The sequence below is a fragment of the Bradyrhizobium sp. LA2.1 genome (assembly GCF_040547725.1).
Taxonomy (GTDB): Bacteria; Pseudomonadota; Alphaproteobacteria; order Rhizobiales; family Xanthobacteraceae; genus Bradyrhizobium; species Bradyrhizobium barranii.
On the sequence record NZ_JBEPQI010000005.1, the window covers coordinates 147,510 to 164,727 of the forward strand.

At 61.9% G+C, this 17,218-nt stretch carries 15 protein-coding genes; 11 read left to right on the forward strand and 4 right to left on the reverse strand.

What is annotated here, in order from left to right; genetic code table 11:
* The first annotated feature begins 55 nt into the window (after nt 1-55).
* The 10 genes from ABIB95_RS11075 (at nt 56) to ABIB95_RS11120 (ending at nt 9,972) form a co-directional block, all read left to right on the forward strand.
* Nucleotides 56-1,099 (forward strand): NAD(P)-dependent alcohol dehydrogenase, encoded by a 1,044-nt coding sequence (locus tag ABIB95_RS11075; RefSeq protein ID WP_135215639.1) that lies wholly within the window; start codon nt 56-58, stop codon nt 1,097-1,099.
* Between the two features lie 57 nt (nt 1,100-1,156).
* Nucleotides 1,157-1,528, forward strand: coding sequence for a hypothetical protein (locus ABIB95_RS11080; protein ID WP_354239292.1), 372 nt, complete (start codon nt 1,157-1,159; stop codon nt 1,526-1,528).
* Between the two features lie 85 nt (nt 1,529-1,613).
* Entirely contained in the window at nt 1,614-1,793 is a 180-nt protein-coding gene (locus ABIB95_RS11085; RefSeq protein WP_354239294.1) for a hypothetical protein, read from the forward strand.
* 150 nt (nt 1,794-1,943) lie between these two features.
* Nucleotides 1,944-3,614 carry an aromatic/alkene/methane monooxygenase hydroxylase/oxygenase subunit alpha gene (locus ABIB95_RS11090; RefSeq protein WP_028156528.1) on the forward strand — a complete coding sequence of 557 codons (1,671 nt, stop codon included), beginning with the start codon at nt 1,944-1,946 and terminating at the stop codon, nt 3,612-3,614.
* A 105-nt stretch (nt 3,615-3,719) separates the two neighbouring features.
* Nucleotides 3,720-4,760, forward strand: a complete 1,041-nt coding sequence (locus tag ABIB95_RS11095) for a 2Fe-2S iron-sulfur cluster-binding protein (protein WP_354239296.1) — start codon at nt 3,720-3,722, stop codon at nt 4,758-4,760.
* A gap of 49 nt (nt 4,761-4,809) precedes the next feature.
* Nucleotides 4,810-5,913 (forward strand): aromatic/alkene monooxygenase hydroxylase subunit beta, encoded by a 1,104-nt coding sequence (locus ABIB95_RS11100; RefSeq protein ID WP_354239298.1) that lies wholly within the window; start codon nt 4,810-4,812, stop codon nt 5,911-5,913.
* A 46-nt stretch (nt 5,914-5,959) separates the two neighbouring features.
* Nucleotides 5,960-6,316, forward strand: coding sequence for an MmoB/DmpM family protein (locus ABIB95_RS11105; RefSeq protein ID WP_028150059.1), 357 nt, complete (start codon nt 5,960-5,962; stop codon nt 6,314-6,316).
* Between the two features lie 111 nt (nt 6,317-6,427).
* Nucleotides 6,428-7,471 (forward strand): amidohydrolase family protein, encoded by a 1,044-nt coding sequence (locus ABIB95_RS11110; protein WP_354239299.1) that lies wholly within the window; start codon nt 6,428-6,430, stop codon nt 7,469-7,471.
* Nucleotides 7,472-7,476: 5 nt separating this feature from the next.
* Complete coding sequence (locus ABIB95_RS11115) at nt 7,477-8,265, forward strand: metal-sulfur cluster assembly factor (protein ID WP_354239300.1); 789 nt, start codon at nt 7,477-7,479, stop codon at nt 8,263-8,265.
* A gap of 78 nt (nt 8,266-8,343) precedes the next feature.
* The gene (locus ABIB95_RS11120) at nt 8,344-9,972 is read left to right on the forward strand and encodes a molecular chaperone GroEL (protein WP_354239301.1); all 1,629 of its coding nucleotides are present in this window, start codon (nt 8,344-8,346) and stop codon (nt 9,970-9,972) included.
* A gap of 94 nt (nt 9,973-10,066) precedes the next feature.
* On the opposite strand, the gene ABIB95_RS11125 is transcribed toward ABIB95_RS11120, so the two are convergent.
* On the reverse strand, nt 10,067-11,992 hold the full coding sequence (locus ABIB95_RS11125; protein WP_502917820.1) for a sigma-54-dependent Fis family transcriptional regulator: 1,926 nt from the start codon (nt 11,990-11,992) through the stop codon (nt 10,067-10,069).
* Between the two features lie 439 nt (nt 11,993-12,431).
* Here ABIB95_RS11125 and ABIB95_RS11130 point away from each other — a divergent pair, with 439 nt between their 5' ends.
* Nucleotides 12,432-12,578 (forward strand): hypothetical protein, encoded by a 147-nt coding sequence (locus ABIB95_RS11130; protein WP_187388109.1) that lies wholly within the window; start codon nt 12,432-12,434, stop codon nt 12,576-12,578.
* 115 nt (nt 12,579-12,693) lie between these two features.
* Here ABIB95_RS11130 and ABIB95_RS11135 read toward each other — a convergent pair whose 3' ends face one another.
* From ABIB95_RS11135 to ABIB95_RS11145, 3 genes are read right to left on the reverse strand one after another with little or no spacing between them, the layout of a single operon-like run.
* Nucleotides 12,694-13,677, reverse strand: a complete 984-nt coding sequence (locus ABIB95_RS11135; RefSeq protein ID WP_354239303.1) for an HlyD family secretion protein — start codon at nt 13,675-13,677, stop codon at nt 12,694-12,696.
* Complete coding sequence (locus tag ABIB95_RS11140) at nt 13,664-15,994, reverse strand: ABC transporter permease (RefSeq protein ID WP_354239304.1); 2,331 nt, start codon at nt 15,992-15,994, stop codon at nt 13,664-13,666. Before ABIB95_RS11140 ends, ABIB95_RS11135 begins: the two co-directional genes overlap by 14 nt.
* Nucleotides 15,991-17,052, reverse strand: coding sequence for an HlyD family secretion protein (locus ABIB95_RS11145; protein ID WP_354239305.1), 1,062 nt, complete (start codon nt 17,050-17,052; stop codon nt 15,991-15,993). Before ABIB95_RS11145 ends, ABIB95_RS11140 begins: the two co-directional genes overlap by 4 nt.
* Nucleotides 17,053-17,218 lie beyond the last annotated feature (166 nt).

The window sequence follows — 17,218 nt, forward strand, 5'->3', positions numbered from 1 at the left end:
GGGATGGCGATCGCGTGAGATCGACAGAATAAAAATTTTGCCGGGGAGGCGTTTAATGAAAGCGGCGGTGCTTCATGAGTTCGACGAGAAGCTGACGGCGAAGGAGTTCGTCAAGTTCGATGACGTAACTGACCCGAAGATCTCGCGCCCGATGGACGTGATCGTCCGCATCGGTGGTGCCGGCGTCTGTCGCACCGATCTGCACATCGTTGAGGGCATCTGGCGCAGCAAGGTCGACGTCAAGCTTCCATACATCATGGGCCACGAGAACGCCGGCTGGGTTGAAGCGATCGGCCCGGGTGTCGAAGGGATCAAGGTTGGCGACAGCGTGATTTGTCATCCGCTGGTGACCAGCGGGCATTGTCTCGCGTGTCGGCGCGGCGACGACATGCATGCGCTGGACAGCTCGTTTCCCGGGATCAATGCCAATGGCGGCTATGCGCAGTATCTGCTGACGGGGCAGCGCTCCCTGATCAAGCTGCCGAAGTCGCTCGCACCGAAGGATGTTGCTCCCTACACCGATGCCGGGCTGACGGCTTATCGCGCCGCGAAGAAGGCATCCCGTCATCTGTTACCCGGCGAACATGTCGTGGTGATCGGCGCCGGTGGGCTGGGCCATATCGGCGTCCAGGTTCTCGCCGCGCTCTGCGCGGCAGAAATCATCGTGGTCGATCGCGCCGAACAGTCTCTCGAGCTCGCCAAGAAGTGCGGTGCACATCATGTCGTGAAGGCAGACGGCAACGAAGTCGAGGCGGTGCTGGCGCTGACCGACGGGCGCGGCGCGGAGGCCGTGATCGATTTTGTTGGCGAGGGTGACGCTATCGCCAAGGGCCTGTCGATGACAGCGAACGCCGGCTACTACTACATCGTCGGGTATGGTGGGAAGATCGATATCCCGACCATCGACATGATCACATCGGAAAAGACCATCGTCGGCAACCTGGTCGGCACATACGCCGAGCTGGTGGAGCTGATGGCGCTCGCGGATCGCGGCCTCGTCGAACTCCACACCAAGGAATACAGGCTGAGCCAGGCCAATGACGCGCTTCACGATCTGCATCATGGACGCATTCATGGCCGCGCGGTCCTGATCCCGTAGGGCATGTGCCGCGACATGCAAAGCCTCGGTCCAGATCATCGAACGAGAGTGGTGCGAGTGACAAAGGACAGCCGATGCCGGCCACCGATCACCGCCGAGGAAGCCGCTGAATTGCAGCGTGCCCGCGATCGGATGATTGCCCGGGACAGGCTGATCGACGAGATGGTCGACAACAACGAGATGCAAATCAAGAATGAGTACGCGCGCGGCGGAGCCGAAATCGAACTCGCGTGCGCCGTGCGTGGCGCGGCGCGCGGCGACGCCGGAAGCGACGCGCATGCTGAACTGGAGCGAGCGATCGCGCGCCTGGAGATGCTCCAGGAGGAGCATCGACGCCTGGTGGCCGAGCGTGAATGGCTCGACACGTCCCTGCTGGAGATCGACAACGGTCCTTCTTCCGGCGACCACCAACGTTCGGGGCACGCATGATGAGCAGGAACAACGCAACCATGATTGCATCAAAGCAACAGGCACAAATGCCGTCTCCGCAACCGGACATGAGCGAGGAAGCCGGGTGAAAGACGCCTTCTTCATTCAGCTGGCCGAGATCGCGGAGGCCATGATCGCCGCGCACGGCAGGGATTTCGCTACTGGTGCGCTGGTCCTCTCGGCGAAATTCGTTGCCGAAGGAAAACCTCTCATCAAACGAGCCAACGGAGGTGACGAGACCGTCAGCGCCGAGAAACCGGGCTGACGTGAAACGACGAGTCAGCAGATCAATCAATCCATTTAACGGACTTAAAGTGTGTTTTGCGGCGGAGAATTTCAACAACGCGATGCAGGGGGTTGACCCGGAACCGAAGCGAGAATGCCGAAGATAACGCAACGTTCAAAGGAGCTGGAAATGTCTGCAAGTCTGACACTGAACAAGATCACCGCGCAGAAGGGGATCAGCATCGCTGAAGCGGCCAACCGCGTCGCGGACCTTGGTTGGACGCCAAGCTACGTGCAGGAGGCGATGACGTTCCCGACCGACTACAAGATCTCGAAGACACCGCGCGACCCGATGAAGCAGGTCCTGCGGTCATATTTCCCGATGCAGGAAGAGAAAGACAACCGCGTCTATGGCGCGCTGGATGCGGCGTTGCGCGGCGACATGTTCCGCAATGTCGAGCCGCGATGGGTCGAGTGGATGAAGCTGTTCCTGGCGATCATCCCGTTCCCGGAGATCTCGGCGGCGCGTTCGATGGCGATGGTCGGGCGGTTGGCGCCCGGCGAGGAATTGCGCACCGGCTTCACCATGCAGATGGTCGACGAGTTCCGGCACTCGACGATCCAGATGAACCTCAAGAAGTGGTACATGGAGAATTACATCGATCCAGCCGGGTTCGATATCACGGAAGCCGCGTTCGGCAAATGCTATGCGACCACGATCGGCCGCCAGTTCGCCGAGGGCTTCCTGACCGGTGACGCGATCACCGCGGCCAACGTCTATCTGACGGTCGTCGCGGAAACCGCCTTCACCAATACCCTGTTCGTGGCGATGCCGTCGGAAGCGGCGCGCAACGGCGACTATGCATTGCCAACCGTGTTCCTGTCGGTCCAGTCGGACGAATCCCGTCATATCGGCAACGGTCACTCGATGCTGATGGCGATGATCAACGATCCGTCGAACCACCAGCTGCTGGAGCGCGATCTGAAATACGCCTTCTGGCAGAATCACGCGATTGTCGATGCCGCGATCGGGACGTTCATCGAGTACGGCACGACCAACCGCGACAAGAACAAGGAGTCCTACGCCGAGCTCTGGCATCGCTGGATCTACGAAGACTATTACCGGACTTACATGCTGCCGCTCGAGAAGTACGGCATCAAGATCCATCACGATGACGTCGCCGCCGCCTGGGATCGGATCGTCAAGAAGAACTATGTCCACAAGACCGCGCAGTTCTTCACGGTCGGATGGTCGGTGAACTTCTGGCGTATCGAGGCCCAGACCGAGCGTGATTTCGAGTGGTTCGAGCACAAATATCCGGGTTGGTACGCCGAATTCGGCGATTTCTGGAAATGGCACGCCAAGCTCAGCGTGCCCGGCGAGACCAACATCCTCTTCAACAGCGAGGTGGGCTATTCATACCCGCATCGCTGCTGGAGCTGCATGGTCCCTTGCCTGATCCGCGAGGACTTCGTCTGCGACGAGGTCGACGGCAAGATCTACACTTACTGCTCCGAAGGTTGCCGTTGGACCCACAAGGTGGCGTTCGCCGCGGAATACGAGGGCCGCGCGACGCCGGCAATGGGCCGCTTCAGCGGTCGCCGTGAATGGGAGGACTGCTATCACGGCTGGGACGTCGCCGACGCGATCAAGGATCTCGGTTTTGTCCGGCCCGACGGCAAGACCATGATCGCGCAACCGCATCTGCGCTTCGACTCCAAGGACATGTGGACGCTCGATCACGTGCGCGGACACACGCTTGGCAGTCCGTTGCGTGGCTTCAGAGCGCTTTCGCCGATCGAGCGCGAGGTGGCGACGGCTGAATACCGTAAGGGCTTCAAGATCAATCCCTGCCACTAAAGAGATGATGAGGGGGAGGGGCCGCTTTCGGCGGCCCCTCTTGCCGGGACCGGCAACGGTTTGCCGATCGTTCTGTACAACTGCCACGACGACAGGGCCGGGATAATGACGGACGTGCGGGTTCACAAGGTTCGTTTCGAGCCAGTGGGTATCGAGATGGAAGTGGAAGAGGGCGAGACCGTCCTCGATGCCGCGTTTCGTCAGGGCATCTCGCTGATGCATGGCTGCAAGGAAGGTCAGTGCGGCAGCTGCAAATCAAGGCTGGTCGAGGGGGACATCGAGCTTCTGAAATACTCGACCTTCGCTCTGCCGGATTACGAGAGCGAGACCGGCCACATCCTGTTGTGCCGGACGCATGTCTACAGCGACATCGGTGTTGAATTGCTCAACTATGACGAAGATCTGCTTAGCCGTTCGATCGCGGTGAAGGCATTTTCCGGCCGCGTGGCAGGGATTAGCGCGCTGACGTCAGACATCAGATTGCTGGAGATCGAGATCGAGAGGCCGATGAAGTTCTGGGCCGGCCAGTACGTCGATCTGACGCTTCAGGATGGCACCATCACCCGCGCCTTTTCGATGGCGAACCCGCCCGGAGAAGGCACTAATCTCCGCTTCATCATCAAGAAATATCCGAACGGGGCATTCTCGTCCCAGCTCGATGGGAAATTGGCCGTCGGCGACGCCGTGATCGCCAAGGGGCCGTATGGCACCTGCTTCCGGCGCGAAGAACGTCCGGGGCCGATGCTGCTGATCGGCGGCGGCTCGGGCATGTCGCCGCTGTGGTCGATCCTGGCCGATCACATCGGGAGCGGCGAGCAGAGACCGGTCCGGTTTTTCTACGGAGCGCGTACCCGCGCCGACTTGTTCTACCTCGATGAGCTCGCGGCCATCGCGGCGCGGCTGAACGATTTCAAATTCGTGCCGGCACTGTCGCATGCGGAGACGGGTGACGGCTGGGACGGCGAGACCGGACTGATCCACGAGGTCGTGCTGCGCCATCTGCGCGAGGAGAAGCTGAGCGGCGCCATCGACGCCTACGCGTGCGGGCCGACGCCGATGATCGACGCCGTATTGCCCGTGCTGCAAATGAACGGGGTCGAGCCGGACCACATCTATTTCGACAAGTTTACGCCGGCGGTGCGATGACGGCGTTCGAGGTTCGTCGCAGAACAGGATGGCAGAAAGGGAGTAAGCAATGAGCGCGCAAACGAGCAGAGCAGCAGCGACCAAGCCTGCGGCAATCGTCAAATCCGGAGCCGCGGGGGCAGCGGTTTTCCCGGGCTCCGACAGCCGCAAGTATAACTACTTCGAACCGAAGGGGCGCAAGGCGACCCATTACGAAGACATGACGGTCGATGTTCAACCCGATCCGGAGCGCTATCTGCTGCAGGATTGGATCATCTCGTTCCCTGACGGAACGCCGACCTATTCCAAGGACTGGACGGCGGCAAAGAGCTCGAACTGGCACAAATTCCGCGCTGTCGACCAGGAGTGGGAGCGTACCCATTACCAGCGCCAGTCGACGATCTGCGGCATGGTGCAGAACACCATCGAGAATGGCCGGAAATCGGGCGCGCCGACCCGCTTCGATCCCGCCTGGGTGAAGATATTGCAGAACCATCTCGGAGCCTACAAGCATGCCGAGTTCGGTCTCGGCACCTCGACGATGCAGGCGCAACGTTACGGCTACACGCAGATGGTCAACAATGCGATCTTGACCAACTCGTCCTATAAGCTTCGCTTCGCGCAGGACATCACTCTTTATCTGAGCGAAATCGGCCTCGACCTTCCAGGCTTCGACATTGCCGCCGGCAAGAAGCACTGGCTGGAAGATCCGATCTGGCAAGGCGTGCGCAAGTCGGTTGAATCAGTGATGGGTTCAAACGACTATCTCGAGCAATATTTTGCGACCAATGCGGTGTTCGAGCCGCTGGTCGGCGAACTCTTCCGCTCAGGCTTCCTGATGCAGGCGGCATCTGCGCAGAACGACTTCATCACGCCGGCTGTCGTCTCCGCTGCGGAGGCCGACTATGAGCGCAATCTCGCCAACACCGTCGAGCTGTTCCACATCCTCGGCACTGATCCGACCTTCGGGGCGCAGAACCTTGCGTTGTTCAACAAATGGTTGGCCAATCATGCCGATCTCGCGCTCGATGCCGCCAATCATTTGCAGCCCATCTGGTCGCAGCCTCGGGTCAAGGTCGCGGCTTTCGCCGATGCCATGGCACACGCGAAGAATCGTATCAGGGGGATCGCCACCGAGCTTGGCCTGACGGTTCCGGCCGGACTGGCGTCGTAATCGGCATCGCTTCACGCCCTCACACTCAATCCTTCTGGAGACCGACATGCTGCACGAGAATGACAACATCTTCAAATCGATGAAAGACATCACGTTCGAGGACACGGTGTCGCATCAATGCGGAGTGACAATGAACGATAGCGTCGAGGCACGCGCTATCGCCGAAGTCATGAGCCGTCATGAGCACATCAAGGTGACCTACATGCCGGCGATGATCCGTATCGATGGCGACGGCAAGATGGAATTCAAGATGGATGAGATTTCCGAAGAGTTGGGCCGCGTCATGACCCCGCATCTCTTTGAGATTTCAACCTCGACGCATTACGGCCGCATGGTCATGACGGATGACAACACCGTCATGCTGTTCGGCGACATGAACGAGATGATGAAATACATCGTTTAATGATCGCCAGCGAACCAGCCTGGCCGGCACCAGAGCCGGCCGGGCTCATTTCGACGACATCAATCGCGCCTCACAACAATACGCAATATCCAGCGGAGCGGGAGTAACGCCATGTACAGGACGGCCAAGGGTGAAGAGATTTTTGTCATCGATGGGCATACCCATTTCTGGGATGGTAGCCCGGCCAACCAGAAGAACATCCACGGCAAGCAGTTCATCGAGTGCTTCTACGCCTATCACTCGAATCTGAGCCCGCCGTCGGAGAAATGGGAGAAGGAGAAGTTCGAGAAGTACGACGCCAAGACGATGTTCGACGACCTGTTCGTCACCGGTTACGACGACATGGCGATCCTTCAGCCGACCTATCTCACCGATTTTTACAAGAACGGCTTCAATACCACCGAACGAAACTCGACGATGAAGAAGAGCCATCCGGACCGCTTCATCCTGAACGGCGCCTTTGATCCGCGTGACGGTACCAAGGGCATCGAAGACCTTCATGCGCTCTCCGAGAAGCACAAGCTGAAGGGTGTCAAGCTTTACACCGCCGAATGGCGTGGAGAGTCGAAGGGCTACAAGCTCACCGACAAGGCGTCCTACCAGTATCTTGAGGCGGCGCAGAAGCTCGGGATCAAGAACATCCACGTCCACAAGGGGCCAACGATCATCCCGTTGAACCGGGATGCGTTCGATGTCGCCGATATCGATGACGTCGCCACCTCGTTCCAGGATTTGAACTTCATCGTCGAGCATTGTGGCTTGCCGCGCCTTGACGATTTCTGCTGGATCGCGACCCAGGAAACCAACGTCTATGCCGGCCTCGCGGTGGCGTTGCCCTTCATCCATTCGCGGCCGGGCTATTTCGCCCACGTCATTTCCGAACTGCTATTCTGGGTCGGACCGGACAAGATCCTTTACGGCAGCGATTATGGCATCTGGACGCCGAAATGGCTGATCGACAAGTTCATGGCATTTGAAATTCCGGCCGACGTCACCAAGGAGACCGGTTCGGTGCTGTCGATGGAAACGAAGATCAAGATCCTCGGTCTCAATGCCGCGCGCATCTACGGCATCGATGTCGAAGCGCAAAAGAAGAAGATCCAGGCGGGCGGCGGTTATGCCCACTTGCCCGAAGCCGTTCACGCGCCGAGGTGATGGCTATGAAGCGTGGCGCTGAGGGGAGGGAGCGGCCGAGAAGCCGTTCGTCAGACGACAGGCAGGCGCAGATATGGGCCTGCCTGCGAGACGTGATGGACCCGGAACTCGACGAGTCCGTCATCGACCTGAATTTCGTGACCAGGGCCGATGTCGACGCGAAGGATCGGGTCCACATCGAGTTCCGCTTGCCGACCTATTGGTGCGCTGCCAATTTTTCGTTCCTGATGGCGGACGACATGCGCCGGTCCATCAGCGCGTTGGACTGGGTCAAGGGCGTCAGCGTGGTCTTGGGTGAGCACATGTATGCCGACAAGATCAATGCGGGCCTCGCGCAGGGGCGCTCGTTCCAGGAAACGTTCGGCGCCGAGGCTGATGGCAGCCTCGATGATCTGCGTCAGACATTCCTCGTCAAGGCGTTCCAGCGCCGGCAGGTTGCGCTACTCAGTCACCTCATCGCGCTGGGGCAATCGCCGGCGGAGATCGTGAGCCTGACGTTGACGGAGCTCGGTTGCCTGCCGCTCGACGATGCAGGTGAGACGCTGATTCAGCGCTATCTCGAGCGACGTGCCGTCGTAGGACCGGCAAGCGGTGGTGAACCCGCCTTTGTCGATGCGAACGGAGCGCGGCTGAAAGCCGACGGCCTTGCCGCATACCTGTCAAATCTACGGCGCGTGGGCATCAATGCTGAATTCAACGGCGCACTGTGCCGCGGCCTGCTTGCCGCGCGGTTCGACCTCGATACACCGTTCGTACCGAAATCGAGGACGATGCCGGCGTCGCCGGGCACGTAACAGGTGCCGTGATGCGGGTGCGCAGCATCGATAACAAGTCCAGACCAGACGACCTCAAGGCAAAGTCGGGGATATAGAATGCCGAAGATCATGTTGCACGATGAAGCTGCGCGGGCCGCGCTGGGCCGGGGCGTCGCCAAGCTCGCCAAGGCGGTACGCGGATCGCTGGGTCCGAGGGGCATGAACGCGATCATGGACCGACCGATCGGCACACCGATCGTGTCGCGCGATGGCGTCAGCATTGCCAGCGAAATCGAACTTGAATGCCCGTTTGAGAATATGGGCGCGCAGGTGTTGCGTGAGGTTTCAGCGCGAACCAATGAGGTAGCCGGGGACGGCACCACCACGGCCACCGTGCTGGCCGATGTTCTTGTGCAGGAAGGCCTGAAATGTTTAGCGGCCGGCGCCAATCCGGTCGAGCTGGTTGAAGGGCTGGAGCTGGCGGTTAGTGAGACCATCACGGCGTTACGACGGTCGGCGAGACCGCTGCAGGGGTCTGCTGGCCTGCGGGCTGTTGCGAGCATTGCCGCCAACGACACAGCGCTTGGCGATATGGTCGGCGAAGCCTTCGAACGCGCCGGCAATCACGGAATCGTCGCGGTGGAATTTGGCAACACGGTCGAGACGACGCTGGAAATCGTTGAAGGCATGGCCTTCGATCGCGGCTATCTTTCACATCACATGGTCACCGATGTCGAGAAAATGCAGGTGGTTCTCGACAGTCCGTTCATCGTCATGACCGATCTCAAGATCCAGGCCGGGGAGCAACTGGCTGGTGTGATCTCGCTCATCGAGAAGAGCGGGCGACCTTTGCTGATCATCGCGGAGGAAGTGGCGCCATCTGTCATCATGCAATTGCTGGCGCGTCGGGAGAAATCCAATTTCAAGGTTGCCGCGATTCACCCGCCGGAGTTCGGCCATTGGCGCAAGGCGATGCTCGAGGATATCGCGATCGCGACCGGAGGGCGCGTTATCTCGGCCGATCTAGGCGGAAGGCTCGAGAAGGTGGAGCTGCACGACCTCGGGTCCGCGCGCCAAGTGCGCATTTCCGCCTCGAAGACCCTGATCACGGCGGGGGGTGGCGATCAGAAGGCCATCGCAGCGCGACGCGAGCAGGTGTTGCGCCAATACGATGCCGCTCCCGAAAATATTGAGCGGGACAAGTTCCAGGAGCGCATCGCAAAACTGTCCGGCGGCACAGCGATGATTCTTGCCGGCGGCGCGACGCCGGTCGAGCAAAAACGCCGGACCCAGTTGATCGAGGATGCGATCAACGCGACCCGCGCCGCGATCGAAGAAGGCATTGTGCCGGGCGGGGGAGTGGCTTTGCTCAGGATCGCTGCAAGGCTCGACGAATTGATCAGTCGTCTGGACGGAGGCGCCAGGCAGGGCGCCGAGCTGCTGCAACGCGCGCTCAGCCGGCCGCTTTTCTACATTGCCGCCAATGCCGGCCTGAACGGAGAGGCGGAAGTTGCGAGAATTGCCAAGGCCACGAATGGCCACGGGCTCGACGTGCGCAATGGTTCGGCGGTCGATCTTGTCGAAGCTGGCATCATCGACCCGGTCAAGGTTTGCTACAGCGCGGTTCGCAATGCGGCATCGGTGGCCGGACTGATCCTGACGACTCAGACCTTGATCGCCAAGAAGCCGGATGACTACGATCCGACCGCCGGCCCGGCCCGAGGTGGTGGTGCCGAGCTGCTTTGAACGGAACAATCATCGGTTCGAAGCGACCGGCGCTCCGTCCATAGTAGGGCATGCTGCGATACTCGCAGCATAGGCGCTTCGAGGCACTAGGGCATCACTCGGGCTTCTTCTGCCCCAGTGCGCGATAGATGGTGTTTCTTGAGACGCCGAGGCGCCGCGCGGTTTCGCTGACGTTTCCGGCGGTCTCGGCATACACCACAAGGATTCGCGCGCGGTGGACGTCGTGGAGCGATCCGGACTCCGTTCCAGGGTGTTGAACGATGTGCTCCGCGCTGGCTTCGTTGATAGAGCCGTCCGAACCGGCAAGGGTGAATCGCGCCAGGACGTTCCGGAGCTCGCGGACGTTGCCAGGCCATGGACGTGCGGCGAGATGCGCAATGTCCGTCCGCGTGATCTCGCAATTCGGGTCGATCGCATTGAGCAGATGGCGAACGATGGCGTCAAAGTCGTTGCGATCCCGGAGCGGTGGCAGGTTGACCTCGAGCGTATTGAGACGATAGAGCAGGTCGGATCGGAACCGGGCTTCGGCGATGGCCTTGTCCAACCTGGCGTTGGTGGCGGAGATGAGAAAGACATCGACCTTCGATCTGACGCCGCCGACGGGGCGCACGGTCCAGTCGTCAAGCAGGCGCAGAAGCACCGCCTGCAGCGCGACGGGCATGTCGCCGATCTCGTCAAGGAACAGCGTGCCGCCGTCGGCCTCCTTGACCAGTCCAATCGCGCCGCCGCGCCGCGCCCCGGTGAATGCTCCCGCGGCATAGCCAAACAGCTCGCTCTCGATCAGACTTTCCGGCAGGGCGGCGCAATTCACTGGAACGAACGCGCCGGTCCGCCCACTCGCCATATGGGCGTGGCGGGCAAGCTGTTCCTTGCCGGTTCCGGTCTCGCCTCGGATGAGGATGGGCATCTTGCGTGCTGCCGCGGTCTCGACTTGACGGACGATGGCTCGGACCGCGGGGTCGTCCGCAACGAAGCCGGCGGCCATGCTCTGAACAGACCGTGGTTCCGGCTTTGAATCCTTTCGGGCAGATGATGAGCTCGCGGTCTCCCGGCCGTCAGATTCGGATCTCGATTTATGGACGTCGCGATGCGTGATCAACTGGCGTCGTCGCGCATGCAGCACCACGATGGCGCCGATGCCGGAGCGTTCGTTCTCGACGAAGTTGAAGCTCGCGTTGGGAAGCAGCTCCTTCAACCTGCTCGGCCACTCATCGAAGGGAACCGTCTTCAAAAAGCGGGTTGGCGCGTCGTTGTGAATGCCGTGGCGATCATGCTGGAGTGCGTTCAGAGCACGCTCGGTGGCGTGGAGGATCATGCCACGACGATCGAGCACGATGCATTCATCGTTCGCCCATTGCGATCTCCTGCCGAGAAAGCGGCACAGCAACTCCTCGTGTTCCTGTCGGACTGATTGGGCCAGAACGCTTTCCACGTGATGGCCGACCGCGACGGCCAAAGCCAAGCTCTGCAGATTGAAGGTGCTTGCAGGACCCGAGATGTCGACCACGCCAAGCAGTTCGCCATCGGTCGGGTCATGAACCGGGACGGCAGCGCAAGTCCACCGCTGCACCTCCGAGCAGAAATGCTCTGTGCCGTGAATTTGGACAGGTTTCGATTCCGCTATCGCAGCGCCGATCGCGTTGGTGCCGATGTCGGCCTCGCTCCAGCGTCCTCCGTGTTCGAGATGGACTGCGCGGCCGGCGTCGATGACCCTGTCGTCGCCCTGCGTATCGATGATCAGCCCACTCGGATCGGTGAGGATCATGATTGAGTTTGCATCGCGCAGAAATGTTTTTGAGTTCTCGAGAGCGCAGCGGGCGGCATGACGGAGCGACGCGTATTTGGAGCGATGACGAAACAACTCGGCGTCCGCGACGAGCGGCGCTCGCGCACGGTCGACGGTGACGTGATGGTTCCTGGATCGCTGCCACGACGCTGCGACCGATGATCTCAAGTCGGATGACAACGCTCCGCGCTCGACGAACTTCTCCCACGCCGCCAGCACTTCTCGTTGGTCCATCCCGGCTCCTCCGACGCGAAAGGTGCTGGACCGCTCATGACGGGCCCTGCGATCATTCACCTGAATGCGGGGGAGTGCCTGCCGCAACTGCCGGTTCGCTCACGTAAAGTCCGACGGTAAGACCCTTCCAGGCCGCCGTGACGGCCGTCTGAATCGGATTCCATACCCGTCGCCCCCGCCGTGAAGACGACCGCGCCTTCCGATCAAGCAACCCCTTCAGCGTCTCACGTCCCGAACGTCCCGGGCCTTTCTCTCAAGCCCGTTGACCAGATCAGCCTATACATTTTGAATGGTTCTAGCAAAGGTAGCGATCGAAGTTCCGCTGGGCCGCGGCTCGATCTGTTCGAAAATCCGGGCTAGGCGCGCAGTAGTGCGGCGCAGCATCAGGGAATTGGGCGGCGCGCGCTAGTATCTTCGGCCATCCACACGGGCCGCAGCTATGGACATCGGGGTGATTCACTTCCTGAAGAACGTCATGATGGCGGGCGGACTGCTCCAGATCGCGGCTTTCGGTGCGGGCGCTCTTAGCATCGACAACCGCGCGAAGAATACGGCGCCCTACACCGAAGCCGCCGTCACCAGCTAGGTTGAATTCGAATTCCGCAAGGCTGTGAAAAACCCCAGTGGTCTCAATGACTGCTGGGGCTTCATTTTGCAGACGGTCGGAACAGCTTGGTTCCGCGAGCTCAAATCACCGGGGTTTAGGGGCCGATCCAGACGGTCATGCCCGGCTCAAGGCCTGGTAACTCTCCCTTGTCTCCCTTGGGGTCGAGGCGCAGGCGAAGCGTGTTGCGGTCATGATCGCCAATCACCCGCTCCGCCTGCCAGGTGGCAAACACGCCGAGCGGCCGCAGCTCGGTGATGACCGCCTTCGTCGCGCTATTGGCGCCGTTCCGCATCACATTCGCTGTTTCTCCCATCGAGAGACGATCGAGATGATCCTCGCGCACGTTGAACGAGAGCCATTGCCTGCCCGCCGCCTCGACCATCAGGATCGGTTGGCCCGCGCGAACATTTTCGCCGACCTCGGCGGCGATGACGCTGACCACGCCGTCGGCCGGCGCGCGCAACACCATCTTGTCGAGGCGGCGCTCGAGCACGGCGACCGCGGAGGCCGCAGCCTGCACCTGCGCGTCGGCGATCGCGCGCTCTTCCCGGGTCGGTCCCGCCACGGCCGCATCGTAGTTGGCCTGGGCCTCCGCCACGCCGGCACGCGCGCTTGCAACGTCATTCTCGGCCTGGTCGAGCGACTGTTGGGATTCGAAGCTCTGGCGCGCCAGCGTGCTGGTCCGGGTGAGCTGGGCCTGCACGTAGTCGAGGCGGGCGCCGGCCTTGGCGATGGCGGCTTTCAGCGAATTGACATGTTCCCGGCGCACGCCGGCATAGACATTGTTGCGGCTTGCGACGGCGGACGCGAGCGCGGCACGCGCCTGGTCCGCCTGCGCCGTCAACTCCACCGCCGAGAGCCGCGCCACGACGTCGCCGGCCTTCACAGAGGCACCCTTCTCGACCGCGATCGAGACCAACTGGCCGTTGACCTCCGGCTCGACCCTGATCTCGGTCGCGCGCACGACGCCGACGATGGCTGCCGGCGGTGCCGAGTGGCGCATGACATAGAGCAGCGCGCCCGCCGCAACCAGCGCGAACGGAATCGCGACGAAGGCGGCAGGTCTAAGGTTGGGCATGTCCCTGTCTCCTCCTGACGGCAAATGTCGAGATCACCGCGAGCGCGAAGTAGCCGAGCGCCAGGCACCACAACGCGAGCCAGTCATGCGCAACCTCCCAGATGCCGGCGCCGAGCTGGTTGACGCGCACGAGGCCGTCGATCGCGGAGTCGGCCGGGAATAACCGGCCGAACGCAAGGGCCACGTCCGGAATCGCTTCGCGCGGCCACGCGAAGCCGGCCATGAAGAACTGCGGCAGGCTCGTCGCCAGCAGCAGGATGGTTGCGTTCTCCGGTCGCGTGAACCAGGCCCCGATAGCCTGCCCCATGAAGCTCGTTGCCAGCAGAAAGACAGTCGCGAGTGCGAGGATCTGCGGAAGATGGCCGAGTGTGGAAAAGCCGTAGATGCGGGGCAGCACGATGACGTAGAGCGCGAGCGCAGGAAGGTAGACGGTCAGATGCGCGATGCCGCGGCCGAGCACGCCGGCAAAGGCCGCGCCGCCGCTCGCCAGCGCGGTGCCGGTCAGCATAGCTGCGCCGATCAGCAGGGTCTGCTGCAGGATCAGGATGAAGGCCGCCGGAACGACGTAGCTCGCATAGCCGCCCACCGGGTTGAAGATCGGCTGCAGCAACACGTCGGCCGGGCTCGACGTCGCGAGCTTCGCCTTGACGAGGCTGCCATCCGAGCGCGCGCCGCGCGAAACCAGCTCGGACGTCAAGGTTCCGATGGCGGTGGCGACCCCGCTGGCGCTCGATCTGAAGATGAACAGATAGGTTGCGTCCGCATAGACGGGTATGTGGGCGGTGATGCCCTTGAGCACGTCGCGTTCGGTGTCGGGTGGAATCTCGACGGCGGCAAAGGCCTGCCCGCGATCGATCGCGCTGTGCGCCTCGGCGAGCGTTCGGGCGCGAACCGTCACGCTTAATGCGCCGCTCGCGTCCAGCGTCTCGACGATCTGCCGGCTGAGATTGCTGAGATCGTTATCGACGACCGCAATCGGAAGCTTGCGAAGGATCTGGTTCAGATAGGGCTGCGGATAGTAGATGCCGTAGACCAGGGGAGCGAGAAACAGCAGAGCGAAGGCGCCCCGCGTTCCCAGCACGCGCCGCCACTCCGCCACGAAGGCGCCGCCGACGCCGCGCGGTGTGGAGATGACCTCGTGTGGCTCGGCAGGCCGCGCTGTTGCGAACCAGCCCTTGCGGGTGACGTTCGCCATGCGCAGCCATGCCAGGCCGGCAAACAGCAACGCCAGGCCCGCAAGCGCCGCGAAGGGAATAGCGGAATCCGCGACCGGCAATCCCCGCGCGGCTTGTCCCAGCAGGATGGCCATGTACCAGCGAAGCGGCAGGATCGCGCTCCATGTCTGCGCAAAGGCATTCATGCCGATGGTGGGAAAGCCGACGCCGGCATAGCCGAATGCAGGCGAAGCAATGAGGCCCGCAAGCCCGAGCCCTGTGGCGAGATCGCCGACCAGAAGCTGGAGCAGGGCGCCGAGCGACAGATAACCGACGATCAGCAGCGAGGCCGCGGCGATCATCAACGGCAGATTGCCCTTGAAGGGAATCTCCAGCACGCCCTCCAGGAACAGTGGCTCGGCCAGCATGATCAGGAAGAAGATGCAGAACAGCGGTGCGAGCTTGCCGGCCAGCGCGACAAGCGGATCGCCGCCGGCGCTTTCGAGCCAGGCCCGCGCGTCGCGGCGGCGGAATTCGGAGCCGACGGAATAGCCGGCGGCAAGGGTCATCACGACATGGATGATGGTCGGCAGCAGCGCGCGCAGCAGGAACTGCGCGTAGTTCTTCTGCGGATTGACGAGCGCCATGGTCTCCGCCTTGAGCGCACCCAGGGACGCTGGCGCAGGTGCCGCGCGACTGGCCGGAGCGGCCACCGCTGCCGCTGCGGAAAGTGAATTGCTCAGACCCGAGGATGCGATGCCGGAGGGAGTCAAAAACTGCTGGTTATAAAATCCGACGATCTGCGGGCGGCGCGCGGCCTTCAGGTCGCGCTCGAAATCCGGCGGGATGTGGACGGCCGAAATCGACTTGCCGGAGCGTATGTCCTGCACGGCCGTGGACAGCGTGCCGGAGCGGTCGACGATCTTCAGGCTTGGCGACGCCGCAATGTATTCCACCAGGGCGCGCGACGCGTCCGACTTGTCCTCGTCGACGACAGTCACGCCGAGCCCGCGGATGACCGGATGGCTAAAGACCGTGGTGAGCACCACGAACGCAAACAGCGGCACGCCGAAGATCAGCAGCAGCGCCACACGATCGTGAAACAGCCAGCGGCACTCGCGCCGCGCGACCAGCAGAAATCCGGGCTTCGGCGCCGGCCTCATGGCCGTGACCGCCAATCCAGATAGGCGCTCATTCCCGGTCGCAGCTCGGGCACGGGTTGCACCGGATAGGCACGGATCGAAAACGTCCGCAGGTCGAAATCACCCGAAGCACGCGTGGCCCGCCAGCTTGCATATTCGCCCTTGGTCGCGATGAGCTTGACCTCGACTGTCACCGAGCGGTCGCCGAGGGCGGGAATGCGGACATCGAAGCTATCGCCGACCTTGAGGCCTTTGACGAGATCCTCTCGCAGATCGAAATGCACCCAGAGGTCCGCGAGATTGATCAAGGTGACGAGCGGGACGCCCGGCGAGACGTATTCGCCGGGTTCCACATTACGCTGATAGATCTGCGAGGCTACGGGCGCATAGACCACGAGCTGGTCGATGATCGACTGGACACTCTGGATATCGGCACTGGCCTTTTCGACATTGGTATTGGCAATGGCCCGCTCCTCCTTGGTGTAGCCATTGACCGCCTGGTCATAGGCCGATTTGGCCTGGTCGACGGCGCGCTCGCTTTCGTGCAGCGCATCGGTGGCCTGATCGAGGCGGGCTTGCGGCGCATTGCCTTGCTCGGTCAAGGTGTGTGTGCGGTCAAAGGTCTTTTGCGCCAGCACCAGTGCCGCTTGCGCGCGCTCCATTTCCGCCTTCCGTGCCGCGATCACTTCCACCCGCGTTCCGACGAGTACGTTGGCAAGCTGGGCGTCCGCAACGGCCTTGGCCGCCTTCATCTGGTCGTGTTTGGCCAGCGTTTCCGGATTGTCGATCTGGACCAGCACCGCGCCCGCAGCGACGTTCTGGCCGCGCTCGACGGGAATCTTGCCGACCCGTCCGTCCACGCGCGCCGCGATATCGAGCCGCGTTGCATCGACCTCGCCCTGTACGAGCAATGGTTCGGGTCGTAAGAGATAGAAGGCGGAAAGCGCGACGACGGCAGCCGCAACGACACCGACGATGATGGAAGGAGTACGTGTTGGGTTGCGCGTGGTTTTCGCCTGTTCGTTAGCCGGCTCGTCGGGTGTGTTTTGAATGTCCTTGTCAGAGCTCGGCGCGTCCATGCCTGACTCCCTTTCTCGTGACGGGATGGCCCACTCTATTCGGTTGCCAGGCCCAGTCGCAATCGCGAAGCGGTGCGGTACTTTCAATACTCCGCGACGTGCCGGCGGCCATCTTATTCGGATTGCTCGTCGGGCAAAACACCCGTCACCCCGTCAACCCCTTGTT